At 68.8% G+C, this 13,167-nt stretch carries 9 protein-coding genes and 1 tRNA gene; 6 read left to right on the top strand and 4 right to left on the bottom strand.

The genetic code is table 11. The features are described from left to right. The first annotated feature begins 3 nt into the window (after positions 1 to 3). Together E1H18_RS17125 and E1H18_RS17120 are read left to right on the top strand one after the other, a co-directional pair. Positions 4 to 678 (top strand): response regulator transcription factor, encoded by a 675-nt coding sequence (locus tag E1H18_RS17125; RefSeq protein WP_172270677.1) that lies wholly within the window; start codon positions 4 to 6, stop codon positions 676 to 678. Further along, positions 675 to 2,051 (top strand): HAMP domain-containing sensor histidine kinase, encoded by a 1,377-nt coding sequence (locus tag E1H18_RS17120; protein ID WP_172270675.1) that lies wholly within the window; start codon positions 675 to 677, stop codon positions 2,049 to 2,051. The genes E1H18_RS17125 and E1H18_RS17120 overlap by 4 nt, the downstream gene beginning before the upstream one ends. A 2-nt stretch (positions 2,052 to 2,053) precedes the next feature. On the opposite strand, the gene E1H18_RS17115 is transcribed toward E1H18_RS17120, so the two are convergent. The 3 genes from E1H18_RS17115 to cpdR all read right to left on the bottom strand — a co-directional run bounded on the left by E1H18_RS17115 (position 2,054) and on the right by cpdR (position 4,265). Beyond that, positions 2,054 to 3,583 (bottom strand): hypothetical protein, encoded by a 1,530-nt coding sequence (locus E1H18_RS17115; protein ID WP_172270673.1) that lies wholly within the window; start codon positions 3,581 to 3,583, stop codon positions 2,054 to 2,056. A 149-nt stretch (positions 3,584 to 3,732) separates the two neighbouring features. Continuing rightward, positions 3,733 to 3,807 (bottom strand) — tRNA-Val (locus E1H18_RS17110). Between the two features lie 101 nt (positions 3,808 to 3,908). Further along, positions 3,909 to 4,265, bottom strand: coding sequence for a cell cycle two-component system response regulator CpdR (gene cpdR / locus E1H18_RS17105; RefSeq protein ID WP_172270671.1), 357 nt, complete (start codon positions 4,263 to 4,265; stop codon positions 3,909 to 3,911). A 175-nt stretch (positions 4,266 to 4,440) separates the two neighbouring features. On the opposite strand from cpdR, the gene E1H18_RS17100 reads away from it, so the two are divergent. Beyond that, the gene (locus tag E1H18_RS17100) at positions 4,441 to 5,367 is read left to right on the top strand and encodes an N-formylglutamate amidohydrolase (protein ID WP_172270669.1); all 927 of its coding nucleotides are present in this window, start codon (positions 4,441 to 4,443) and stop codon (positions 5,365 to 5,367) included. Positions 5,368 to 5,409: 42 nt separating this feature from the next. Here E1H18_RS17100 and E1H18_RS27130 read toward each other — a convergent pair whose 3' ends face one another. Then, on the bottom strand, positions 5,410 to 5,532 hold the full coding sequence (locus E1H18_RS27130; protein ID WP_255500982.1) for a hypothetical protein: 123 nt from the start codon (positions 5,530 to 5,532) through the stop codon (positions 5,410 to 5,412). Positions 5,533 to 5,678: 146 nt separating this feature from the next. On the opposite strand from E1H18_RS27130, the gene E1H18_RS17095 reads away from it, so the two are divergent. The 3 genes from E1H18_RS17095 to E1H18_RS17085 all read left to right on the top strand — a co-directional run bounded on the left by E1H18_RS17095 (position 5,679) and on the right by E1H18_RS17085 (position 13,145). After that, positions 5,679 to 6,563 carry a LysR substrate-binding domain-containing protein gene (locus E1H18_RS17095; protein WP_172270667.1) on the top strand — a complete coding sequence of 295 codons (885 nt, stop codon included), beginning with the start codon at positions 5,679 to 5,681 and terminating at the stop codon, positions 6,561 to 6,563. A gap of 91 nt (positions 6,564 to 6,654) precedes the next feature. Continuing rightward, positions 6,655 to 8,373, top strand: coding sequence for an ATP-binding protein (locus E1H18_RS17090; RefSeq protein WP_172270665.1), 1,719 nt, complete (start codon positions 6,655 to 6,657; stop codon positions 8,371 to 8,373). Between the two features lie 176 nt (positions 8,374 to 8,549). Then, positions 8,550 to 13,145 carry an ice nucleation protein gene (locus tag E1H18_RS17085; protein WP_172270663.1) on the top strand — a complete coding sequence of 1,532 codons (4,596 nt, stop codon included), beginning with the start codon at positions 8,550 to 8,552 and terminating at the stop codon, positions 13,143 to 13,145. Positions 13,146 to 13,167: the final 22 nt, after the last annotated feature.

Raw genomic sequence — 13,167 nt, 5'->3', positions numbered from 1 at the left:
CCCATGAAGATCCTCATCGCAGAAGACGACGAAGAGACCGCCGGCTTCCTGACCCAGGGCCTGCGCGAGGTCGGTCACGTCGTCTCGCGGGCCGCCTCGGGCAACGACGCCCTGTTCCTGGCGACCAGCGAGACCTTCGACGTCATGGTGCTGGACCGCATGCTGCCGGGCCTGGACGGCTTGTCGGTGCTGAAGATGTTGCGGGCCGGCGGGGTGCGGACCCCGGCCCTGATGCTGACGGCCGTCAGCCGCATCGTCGATCGCGTCGAGGCGCTGGAGAACGGGGCGGACGACTATCTGATCAAGCCGTTCGCCTTCTCCGAACTGCACGCGCGCCTGAACGTCATCGCCCGTCGCCCCACCCCGCCGGAGACCGAGCGGAGCCTCAACGTCATGGACCTGGAGCTGGATCTCCAGAAGCGCATCGCCCGACGCGGCGGCCGGCGGCTGGACCTGCAACCGCGCGAGTTCACCATGCTGGAAGCGCTGATGCGCAACGCCCATCGCGTCATGACCCGCACCATGCTTCTGGAGCAGGTGTGGGACTTTGATTTCGATCCCCGCACCAACATCGTCGAGACCCACATCAGCCGGCTGCGCGCCAAGCTGAACGCCGGCTTCGAGGAGGACGCGATCATCACGGTGCGCGGCTCGGGCTACATGATCCGCAGCGAATGATCCGCGCCCTTCCCCGCTCGACCTCCGGCCTCGTCGTCCTGGTGGCGATCGTCCTGGCGGTCACCACGATCCTGCTGGGCTTCGTCGTCTACACCGTCTCGCACGAGGCGCTCGAGCAGCAACTTGACCATCGGATCGCCGTCGAGACCAAGGGGCTGCTGACGCTGCATAGCCAGGGTGGCCTGGACGCCCTGGCGGCCGGGATCGCCCAGCGCGAGGCGGCGGCGCGTGGCGACGGCATGGGCTACATCCTGGACGACGCCCAGGGCCGGCGCCTGGCCGGCGCGCTGCGCGCCAGGACGCCCCAGCCGGGCTGGCTGGAGTTCCTGCATTCCGAGCAGCCGAACGGCGAGCAGCGCACCTCGCAGGCCCTGACGACCGTGCTGCCGGAAGGCGCCCGCCTGGTCGTGGCCGCCGACCGCGCGCCGATCGGCGAAATCGACCTGGCGATCCTCGGCGTGTTCGCCGCGGCCTTTTCGCTGATGCTGATCGCCGGGGTCGGCAGCGCCTGGCTGCTGGGCTCGGTGACCCGCCGGCGCCTGGCCCGGATCAACGCGGCGGCCGAGGCGATCATCGACGGCGACCTGGCCCGGCGGGTGCCACGCGATCCGACCTCCAACGAGTTCGACGACATGGCCGCCACCCTCAACCGGATGCTGGACCGCAACGAGGCGCTGCTGGAGAACCTGCAGCAGGTGTCCAGCGACATCGCCCACGACATGCGCACGCCCTTGGCCCGGCTGCGCAACGTGCTGGATGCAGCCCTGCGCCAGGACCTGGACGCCGAGCAGGCTCGCAACGCCCTGACCCGCGCCTCCAACCACGCCGAGGACCTGCTGGACCTGTTCGCGGCCCTGCTGCGGATCTCTGAGATCGAGACCTTCCAGATCCGCACCGCGTTCCAGGCGACGAACCTGTCGGAGGTGGCCGAGCGCTGCATCGACGCCCTGCGGCCCGACGTCGAGGCCGACGGCTACCGGATGGTCGCCGACATCGCCCCCGGAGTGATGCTGGACGGCGACAAGCACCTGCTCTCCCAGCTGATCGTCAATCTGATCGAGAACGCCGCGCGCCACACGCCGCCGGGCAGCACGATCACGGTGTCGCTCGGCGCCACGGCCAGCCACGCCCTCCTGTCGATCGCCGATGACGGTCCCGGCATCCCGCCGGACAAGCACGCCTTCGTCCTGCGCCGGTTCTCAAGACTGGAGCAGAGCCGCAACACGCCCGGCAACGGCCTGGGCCTGAGCCTGGCCGCCGCCGTGGCCCGCGCCCACTTCAGCGAACTCCGCCTGCAAGACCGCGCCCCCGGCCTGGAAGCCTCGCTCTCGATCCCCTTGCGCGCACCGATCCGGCAACGGTCGGGGGACTAAACTCAAGGGATTGGCGGGGCGACACGGTGGCGCGAAACCATCCAGCCTCCCGCGTCGAACTCTAGCCGGACATCGCCCTTGGTGTTGCTGTCCGCGGGGGTAGTGGGAGCAAAGCGTCCCAACACGTCCTTCACGTTCGCCAAGGATGGCTGGGCGGTGAACAGCAGCTTCACGTCGGGGGCAGGCGGCCCCAGTGACTTGACGAAATTCGAGAACGCTGGCGACGGGCGACTGGCGCTTGAGGCCTCGTGGGAAAGCAGCAGATAGCTCCCGCCCGCCGCCTGCCGGTAGCCCGACGCCGTCAGGCAGTTATAGAAATAAGCGTTTGCTCCACCGTGATGCGCGACCTGCACGACATTAAGTCGGTCGAGCGCGGTGATCAGGTTCGGATGGAAGGGCGTTCCCGGGGATGGCGCAAAGTCCACGCATCCCGCATCTCCCGCGACGAGGATGTGCTGCCCCTGGTGATCGAACCGGATGACGTAGCTTAGCTCGTTGCTCGCCGTCGTGTTGACGATCTCGGCCACAAAACGGCTCGCCCACCTTAAGCTCCCGACCGGCAGCCTGTGCTGGTACTTGGCCACCAGTCCATCCGAGGGGCCCAGCAGCATCAGGTTGGGCGTCCGTGGCCTGGGTATGGCCGTCTGGCGAAAGGCTTTCGCGACGTCATCCCAGGAGAAGACCTGGGGAACGCCATCGGGGATCGTATGGCAGAAAGCCGGGATCCGGCGATCCTTCAACGCGACGCAGACCTGGTTGAGCCATCTGGCGTTCAGCGCATCCTTGGCCGCGGATTCTCGGACGATCGCAGCCAACAGCCCTAGCCAGTCCGGTTTCCCGCCGTCTTTCAGGATCGCTAGGGCATCGAATGTGAACGGGCGAGTTCGCCATCCATGCGGTTCGATCGGTTCATCCGGATCATGGATGTGGCCATCGACCACGTGGTCGGAAAGAGCTCTCTCCCGGTCCAGCCCTTCAAACGGCCGCAACTCCGCGCGCGCGGCGGCCAGGTGCTCGCCGAAGAAGACTTCCGGGTTGGAGATCGCGACGACATCCTCGCCGTCAGCAGCCTCGAAAGCACGCTCGGCCGCGTCCCTATCACTGAAGCCGCGCGCCGCAATGCGGCACATCATGGCCTTGTGGCGCAGATAGCGCCTCAGAACCGACGGCCCTTCCGGACCCATGAACTGGTGCGTGAGCGACGGATCGTCCGAAGGCGGTACCTCCGCCGTTGTAGCCTCGACATCGTTGGCCACCGGCGGCAGCCAGGCCTCGCCGATCTCGATGGCGTCGTCTTTGATGACGTCGACCAAGCCGGCCAGATGATCGGCGTCGTAGTGAGTGCCGACGATCAGGTCGATCCGCTTCTCGCCGCCGTTGAACACAGCCATCGCCTTGTCCAGGCGCTTGCCGACCTTGTGCTTCTTGTTGCCGCCATCGGCGAGGACCCGCACGACGCCATCTTCGGTCCTGAACTGGAGCAGCAGCGCCGCGCCCAATTGCACATCGAACATGTCGACCTGAATGGACATCAAAGCTCTCCCGACACAATTCAACCCAAGGGGATCTATGTCAGAGATGCATCTTTAGATTTTATTGAAGCGACGACGCTTCGGGAACGGCGCAGGATGCGTCCGCACCGGGTGCAGGATCAAGTCTGCTGAATTTTCAGAAGGGAGAATGGTGGACGCGACAGGGATTGAACCTGTGACCCCCTCGATGTCAACGAGGTGCTCTCCCGCTGAGCTACGCGTCCGCCGAAGCGGTCCGAAGCGCCTTCAAGAAGACGTCCCGGCCGGGAAGGTGTGGGGGTATAGCGGCGGCTTTGCCGGTGCGCAAGCCGCCAAAATCAGTTTTTTAGGCCGCCATCATTTTTTCCACCTCGGCGACCAGGTCGCGCAGGTGGACGGGCTTGGACAGCACCTTGGCGCCAGCCGGCGCGCGGTCCTGAGCCGACAGGGCGACGGCGGCGAAACCCGTGATGAACATGATGCGCAAGGACGGATCGCGCGCGGCCGCCTGACGGGCCACCTCGATGCCGTCCATGCCGGGCATGACGATGTCGGTCAGCAGGAGATCCCAGGGATCTTCCAGGTGCTGCACGGCTTCTTCGCCATCGGCGCAGGCCTGGACTTCGAAGCCGGCGCGCTCCAGCGCCCGAGCCAGGAAGCCGCGGAGGGAATCATCGTCTTCGGCGAGAAGGATGCGGGCCATGAGGTCACGTGTCCGAGAAAGTCACTTGAAAAGCCACCTTAGCGCGTTGTCCGTAAATCGGGGATGAACCTAAACGTCGCGCCCGCCATCCCATCTGTGGACGGATGCCGCGCTCTGGGGACAGTGTGGCGCATTGTCGTTTGACCCGGCGCAAGGACACTTCGATTATCAGCCCATGAGCGCTTGGCGGCCCCTATCGACGGACGAGCCCACGACCGGCTTGCTGGAGACCTTCGGCGGCCCGGCGTTCGAGGTCATGCGCGCCGCGCCGGCCGGCGCCCCGCCTCCCACGCCGCTAGTGTTCGCCTCGCCGCATTCGGGCGACGTCTATCCCGAGCCCATGGTCGCGGCGACCCGCCTGCCGATCGAGGCGCTGCGGGCTTCGGAAGATTCCTTCGTCGACCGGATCGTGGCCGCCGCCCCCAGGCTGGGCGCGGCGCTGATCCGCGCCCGCTTCGCCCGCGCCTATATCGACCTCAACCGCGAGCCCTGGGAGATGGACCCGGCGATGTTCGAAGGCGACCTGCCGGAATACGCCCGCGGTCGCTCGGCCCGGGTGGCGGCAGGCCTGGGCGCCATTCCCCGCCTGGCTGGCGAGGGCCGCCCGATCTACGCGCGCAAGCTGACCTTCGACGAGGCCCGCGACCGGGTCGAGCAGGGCCACCGCCCCTATCACGACATCCTGGACCGCCTGCTGGCCGCCGCCCGCAGCGCGCACGGCGTGGCGATCCTGATCGACTGGCACTCGATGCCCGCGGCAGCCGCCGCCGGCCAACGCGCGCGCGGGGGCGGACCTTGCGACATCGTGCTGGGCGACCGCTTCGGCGCGTCCTGCGCGCCCAAGCTGACCGGCCTGGTGGAGCGCGAGCTGGAAGCCATGGGTTACCGCGTCGCCCGCAACGCGCCCTATGCCGGCGGCTACACCACCGAGCACTACGGCCGTCCGGCCAAACGCACCCACGCGCTGCAGATCGAGATCAACCGCTCGCTCTACATGGACGAGGCCTCGCGGACGCCGACCCAGGGGCTGGCCAAGCTGACGGCCGACGCCCAGATCCTGACCCGCGCCCTGGCGGCGATGGACCTGTCCGAGCTGAAATAGAAAAAGGCCCGGAGGCGAGTCCAGGCCTTTCCTTCAGGGCCCTCATCGCACCGTGTGGACGATCCGCGCCCAGGGCGCATGGGGTTGCGCGAGGCCGGCGGGATCACGCACGACGCCCGTGATTGCGGCGAGCAGCATCGCGCCCACCAGAAGCAGGGTCTTCATCACACTGTCCTTGAAAAGATCGGGAAAGATCGGGGTTGGGGCAGGTGCGGCGCCGCGATCGGGACCATGCCAAGTTCAGCTAGGCTTTACGAACGATGCTAACTGCGGAAAGTTGTGAGCACAGCTAACAACCTAGCGACTTCAACGTGCGCCTGCCGCCCTTCTCCTCTCTGGTCGCCCTCGAGGCCGCCGCTCGCCACAGGAGCTATAGCCGGGCGGCCGATGAGCTGTTCGTCACCCACGGCGCCGTCAGCCAGCAGGTGCGCAAGCTGGAGGAGGAGCTGGGAGTTCAGCTGTTCACCCGACGCGGCAACCAGATGGAGCCGACGGCCACGGGCGCCGCTCTGGCCGCCGAGATCGGGGTCGCGATCGCCGCGCTTCGCCACGGCGTCGACACGGCGCGACGTGCGGCCAGCGGCCCGGTTGTCATTTCGACCGGCGCAGCTTTCGCCAGCAGCTGGCTTTCGCCGATGCTGGCCCGCCTGGCCGCCGACACCGACGAGCCGGACCTGACCATCCGGGTCGAGGACCGTGTCGCCGACCTCGGAACCGACGGCGTCGACATCGCCCTGCGCTACGGGACGGGTCCCTGGCCGGGCATGGAATCGGCGCGGCTGATCGACGATCGGATGTTTCCGGTCTGCAGCCCCCAACTGCTGGCGCGCTACCCGATCGACAAACCCGAGGACCTGCTGGCCGCGCCGCTGCTGCGCCACACCGACCTGCCGTGGTCGATCTGGTTCCGGGCCATGGGCATCGAGCCGACGGAACTTCGGCCGGCCCTGGGCTTCGACGGCTCGGCGATGATGCTGGACGCGGCCGTGCAGGGGCTGGGCTTCGCCCTGGCCCGCAGCGGCTACGCCAAGCGCGACCTGGAGGAGGGCCGCCTGGTGCGTCCCTTGTCCGGCGAGATCGACGTCGAGACCGGTCACCACTTCGTCTGGCGCCCTCTGAACCCCAAGCTGCCGCGCATCCTGAAGCTGCGCGACTGGCTGCTGAAGGAGACCGAACGCGAGCGCGGCCGGGCCTAAGGGCTCACACACTGTTGCACGGGGCGCAAAGCGGGTTACCAAGCTCAACTCTAGTTGGCGCCGGGGGGCGTCGCGTTGCGCGTGAGGGCCCGTGCCGGACTGGTCGAAGTGGCTGGGAGAAGGGGTGACGGCGGTGACGGCGCGCAGCCTGCCGACCTTGGGCCTGCGTCTGGTCATCTCCGCCACCTGCGCGGCGCTGTTCACCTGGAAGATCGACCTGGTCTCGGGACTGGTGTGGGGCCTGGCCGTGGCCAGCGCCGAGGCCGCCGTCTGGACCGCCAGCGATCCGCAGCGCAAGGCGCGCGCCACCACCCTGGGCCAGCGGGTCGCCTATGTGGCGGCGGTGAGCTGGATGAACCTCGTCTGGTGGGCCCTGGTGCTGCGGCTGTGGACCCTGGACACCGAGGCCATGCGGCTGGCGGCCCTGTGCCTGATGTCGGCCCTGCTGGTCCACGCCCAGGCCTTCACCGCACGCTCCACGCTCTTGCTGGTGATCATCGGGGGCGGGGCGGCCACCTTGCTGCTGAGCCTGTGCGCGGTGTTCAACGACTTCCCGCCGGGCCAGCGGGTCGTGCTGACGGCCGCGGCCCTGATGCTGATCGCCTATACGTCCAAGGCCGCCATGACCAACGCCGTCCAGGGACGGGCGCTGGAGACAGCCAAGATCCAGGCCGAGACCGCCAGCCAGGCCAAGTCCGAGTTCCTGACCCTGATGAGCCACGAACTGCGCACGCCGCTGGCCGGCATGCTGGGCCTGGCCCAGGCGTTGAAGCTTGAGCCCCTGGAGCCGAGCGAGCGCGAGCAGGTCGAGTTGCTGGAGGACCAGGGCCGCGCCCTTCTGGGCCTGTTGAACGACGTGCTGGACCTGGCCAAGATTGAGGCCGGCAAGCTGGAGATCGCCCCGATCCCCGGCGACCTCGGACAACTGGCCGATCGCGTGGTGCGCCTGAACGCGCCCCTGGCCCGCGAGAAGGGCAGCGACATCGTGCTGACGATCGACGAGGCGCTGCCTGCTAGCCTGGTGTTCGATCCGCTGCGGGTGCGCCAGTGCCTGGCCAATCTGATTTCCAACGCCGTGAAGTTCACGCCCGCGGGTCAGATCCAGGTGCGGGTGTCCTGCGCTCCCGCCGCAAATGGCCGGGTCATGGCCAAGGTGGTGGTCGCCGACACCGGCGTGGGCATGAACCCGGCTGTGCTGGACAAGCTGTTCGCCCCCTTCACCCAGGCTGACGCCAGCGTGGCCCGGCGCTCGGGCGGCACGGGCCTGGGCCTCAACATCACCCGGCGACTGGCGCAGATGATGGACGGGGCGGTGACCGCCCGCAGCGTCGAGGGCCAGGGCTCGACCTTCACCCTGACCTTCGCCTGCGCCCCGCCGGCGACCGAGGCCTTGCTGCCCGCCGTCGACGGCGAGGGCCAGAACCCGCCGCTGCGCCTGCTGGTCGTCGACGACTATCCGATCAATCGCAAGGTCATCGGCATGATGCTGACGCCGCTGGGCTGCAAGGTCGCCGAGGCCGGCGACGGCCAGGCGGCGCTGGACGCCTTGCGGGCCGACGAGTTCGACATGGTGCTGATCGACTTCAACATGCCCGTGATGGGCGGGCTGGAAGCCACCCGCCGCATCCGCGCCGAAGCCGGCTGGAAGCAGTTGCCGATCATCTGTCTGACCGCCGGCGTCACCGACCGCGAGCGTGACGACGCCCTGCAGGCGGGCATGGACGCGTTCGTCGAGAAACCCGTCGAACTGGCGGCCCTGGTCTCCACCATCGGCCGTTTCGATCGCCGAACCGACCCAGATCGGCGCTGAACCGCCGCTCCTGCGACGAAAACACCCGGCCGTGGAGGTTAATGCAGTTTGAACTGTAGAAAACTCCACCTAGAGTGGCCCCGCTAGATTCGCCCTTGGAGTTAAAGGGCGTCGTGGGCTTGCGCCGTCCTCGAATGGGACGCCGGAGCGGATGCAGAGTCGGTGGGAGTATCGTGATGGTGGCCGTAAGTTCGGACCCCTCCCCCCTTTCGAAGCTAACGCCCGCCGCGATCGCCGCGCTGAGCCCGGCCAGCCTGTCCGAGGCCCCTCCGTCCGAGTTCGCCAAGTTGACCAGGGCCCAGGTCGCGGCCATCTCGACCTCGGCGATCAGCGGCCTGACCGCCGAGCAGTTCGCCTCGTTCGGCCTCACCCAGCTGTCGGGCCTGAGCGCCGCCCAGCTGCCGCGCCTGTCGCAGGGCGTGACCTTCAGCGGCAGCCAGCTGATGCTGCTGAACAAAGTGCAGGTTCAGGCCCTGTCGAGCACCACGGTCTCGGGTCTGAGCACCGAAGCGCTGGACGATTTCCTGCCCGCGCAGATGACCTCGCTGAGCACGGCGGCGCTGTCGGCCCTAAGCCAGGAGCAGGTCCAGAGCCTGTCGCCCGAGCAGGTGCGGGCCCTGACGCCCACCCAGCTGCGCGCCCTGCCGGCATCCGACATCGCCGAGTTCGGTCCCGAGCAGATCGCCGCCCTGTCCGCCTCTCAAGTCGGCGCTCTGAGCGTCACCCAGTTCTCCGGGCTCTCGGCCGACCAGGTGGCCACCCTGACCCCGACCCAGTTCGCGGGGCTGTCGGCGGTGACGATCCGGGCGATGTCGCCCGAGACCCTGGCCCTGACGCGGGCGGAACAATGGACCAACGCCGTCCCCGCCCAGCTGTCGGTGCTGAGCGCCAGCCAGATGAACGCCCTCGGCTCGCGCCTGGCCACGCTGCAGCCCACCCAGGTTCGTTCGCTATCGGCCACCGAGCTGGGTCGGGCAGGCGCTGAGTTCCTGGCCGGTCTGACGCCCGCCCAGCTCACCGGCCTGGCCGGAAACCACGCCGTGCAGCTGTCGGTCACGGCGGTCACGGCCCTGTCCCCCGAGCAGTTGTCCGGAATGGACCCGGCGGCGATCGCCGGCTTCTCGCCCGCCGCCTTCGCCGCTCTGGATGCGACCCAGGTCGCTTCGCTCAACGCCAGCCAGATCGCCCGCCTGCTGCCCGCCCAGCTGAAGAACCTGGACGGCGAGAATTTCAGCGAGTTCACCCGCTCGCAGCTGAAGGCCTTCACGGCCGCCCAGATCCGCGAGCTGGCGCCCGAGCGCTTGGCGAACATGTCCGACGACGACTTCGCCGCCTTCACCGCCACGCAGATAAAGGGGATGACCGCGCTCCAGCTGAAGGCGCTGTCGACCAGCGACCTGGCGGCCATGACGGCCGAGCAGGTCGCGGCGATGACCGCGCCCCAGATCCAGTCCCTGACCGGCACGCAACTGGCTAGCCTGCGCGGCGTCACCGCCTTCGCGACGACGCAGATGGCCGGCATCACCGCGGCCCAGCTGAAGATCTTCACGACCTCGGACATCGCCCGCATGACGGCGACCGAGATCGGCGCGCTCAATCCGGGCCAGTTGAGCGGCCTGTCGCCCGAAGCGGTGTCGGTTCTCGACGACGAGCAGGTGTCGCGCCTGTCGACGGCCCAGGTCCGCAGCCTGACGACCACGCAGCTGAACGGCCTGACCGACGAGGACGTCGCCCAGTTCAACACGACCCAGATGGCCGTGCTGGGCGGCGCCCAGGTCGGCGTCCTGCTGCCGCACCTGTCGACCACCATGCTGTCGGGCCTGGGCGCCACCCAGATCGGCCAGATGAGCGCCACCGCCATCGGCAGCCTGACGACCAGTCAGATCTCGGTCCTGAACCCCACTCAGCTGAAGGCGCTGACCACCGGCCAGCTGAGCGCCCTGCCCCCCAGCCTGGCCGCCGCGCTCAGCGCCACCCAGATCGCCGCCCTGACGCCGGCGCAGCTGGCGGCCCTGTCGACCGACAACATCGCGCTGCTGGACGGCGACGGCCTCAAGCAGCTGAGCCCCACCCAGGTGCGAGGCCTGAGCGTCGCCCAGGTCCGCAGCCTGACGCCGACCCTGTTCGCGATCCTCACCGAGACCCAGATCGGCGCCCTGACGGCCACCCAGATCTCGGCGCTGAACCCCGACCTGGTCGGCGATCTGAGCACCACCCAGTGGGCCAGCTTCAACAGCACCCAGGTTCAGGGCCTGAACGCCACGCAATTGGCCGGTCTGGACGTCGACGACCTGGCCAAGCTCAGCGACACCCAGTGGAGCGCCCTGCGCTCGACCCAGCTGACCAGCCTGACCCACACGACGGTCGCGGCGCTGGAGACCTCGCGCCTGGCGGGCCTGTCGACCACCCAGATCTCGGGCTTCAGCCCTACCGCCGTCTCGGCCCTGGACGCCACCCAGATCCGCGCGCTGTCGGTCAGCCAGATCGCCGCCTTGACCGCTACCCAGCTGAGGGGCCTCAGCACCGAGGACATGGCCGACTTCACGGCCACCCAGATCGGCGCCATGACCCCGGTCCAGCTGGCGGCGCTCTCGGGCGACAACTTCGCCCGCCTGGACGGCGACAGCCTCAAGCAGCTGAACACCACCCAGGTGCGGGCGCTCAGCGCCACCCAGATCAGCAGCCTGACCCCGACCGCGTTCTCGGCCTTCGCAGGCACGCAGATCGCCGCCCTGACCGCCACCCAGGTCACGGCGCTGGCCCCCGAACTGGTCGGCGTGCTCGACGCCACCCAATGGGCCAACCTCAACGCCACCCAGGTTCAGGGCCTGAGCACCACACAGATGGCGGCGCTGGAAGCCGACGACCTGGGGAAACTCAGCACCACACAGTGGAGCGCTCTGCGCTCGACCCAGCTGACCGGCCTGACCTCGACCGCCGTCGCCGGGCTGGACACCTCGCGCCTGACCGTTCTGACGACGACCCAGGTCTCGGGCTTGAGCCCAAGCGCCATCTCGGCGCTCAGCGCCACCCAGTTCGGCGCCCTGACGACGACCCATATCGCCGCCCTGACCGCCAGCCAGCTGAAGGGCCTGGTCCCCGAGGACATGGCCGACTTCACGGTCACCCAGATCGGCGCGATCAATGCGGCCCAGCTTTCGGGCCTGCCGGCCAGCGACATCGCGGCCCTGACCCCGAGCCAGCTGGCCGCCCTGACCACCACCCAGGTCAAGGCTCTGGCGACGACGCAATTGACCGCCCTGGTCGCCGACCAGGCGACCGGCCTGTCGACCACCCAGCTGGCGGCCCTGAGCTCGACCCAGGTCGGCGCCCTGTCTGCCGACATGCTGCCGGCCATCACCGCTACGCAGCTGGCCACCCTGAGCTCGGCCCAGCTGACGGGCCTGTCGACCACCCAGGCCGGCGTACTGACCGGCGATCAGGTCGCCGCCCTGGGCGTGACCCAGGTCGGCAGCCTGGCCGGGGGCCTGCTGGCGGCGCTCAGCACGTCGGCGCTCTCGGCGCTGACGGCCACCCAGGTGGCGCGCCTGTCGATGTCGCAGGTCCAGGCCCTGACGCCCACCCAGATGGGCTCGCTGTCGACCACCGACTTCGCCGAACTTTCGACCACCCAGGTCGGCGGCCTGACCGGCGGCCAGCTGGGCGCGCTTTCGACCACCAATCTTTCCAGCCTGACGACGACGGCCTTGACCGCCCTGTCCACGACGCAGCTCTCGGGCCTGTCGCCGACCCAGATCGCGGTGCTGCCGGACACCATTCTGCAAAAGCGCCTGGCCCAGCTGACCCCCACCCAGATGAGCGGGGTCTCCACGACGGTGATCGCGGGCCTGTCGACCAGCGACCTGGCCGCCCTGAGCGCCAGCCAGGTGGGCGCGCTGTCGCCGTCGGCCTTCGCGGCGCTGGGGACCAGCCGCCTGTCGGCGCTGTCGACGACCCAGGTCGCCGGCCTGGCGACCACCCAGGTGGCCAGCCTGGACGCCACCGGCTTCGGCGTCTTTTCCTCCAGCCAGGTCGCGGTGCTGTCGGCCGGGCAAATCGGCGCGGTGCGGGGTGAAATCCTGGCCGCCCTGGACGCCACCCAGTTCGCGCGCCTGACCACCACCCAGGTGCGCGGCCTGACCACGGCCCAGATCGAGCGGTTCAGCGTCACCGACATCGCCGAGATGGCCACCACCCAGGTCGGCGCCCTCACGGCCGACCAGTTGGAAGGCTTCTCGCCGGAGGGCATCTCGGCCCTCACGGGCACGCAGGTGGCGGCGATGACCGCCGGCCAGATCGCCGGCCTGACCCCCATCCAGCTGCGCGGCCTGTCGACCGGCGACATGGCCGAGTTCAACGCGTCGCAGATCGCCGCCCTCACCGGCGCCCAGATCGGCGCCCTGTCGATCGGGGCCGTGACCGGCATGAACGAGACCCAGTTCGCCAGCCTCAGCGCCACCCAGGTGCGCGGCTTCACGGCCGAGCAGCTGGGATCTTTCGGCTCCCAGGGCCTGGCGCGCCTGTCGGGTCAGCAACTGGGCGCCCTGAGCACGACCCAGATGGGCCAATTGCCCGCCGCGGCGATCGAGAGCCTGAACACCACCCAGATCGGCCAGATCATGCCCAGCCAGATCAGCGGCTTCACCAGCACGCAGATCGCCGCCTTCACCCCGGGTCAGCTGGCGCAGTTCTCGCGCGCCCAGGTCAACAAGCTGACTTCGGCGCAGCTGAACGCCATGACCCCCAGCCAGCTGGAAGCGATCGGACTGTAGAACGAAAAAGGCCCGGAGCTTT

It is taken from the genome of Caulobacter sp. RHG1 (assembly GCF_013181195.1).
GTDB lineage: Bacteria > Pseudomonadota > Alphaproteobacteria > Caulobacterales > Caulobacteraceae > Caulobacter.
The sequence above is the reverse complement of the archived record's forward strand: the minus strand, read 5'-3'. Positions and strand labels throughout refer to the sequence as shown.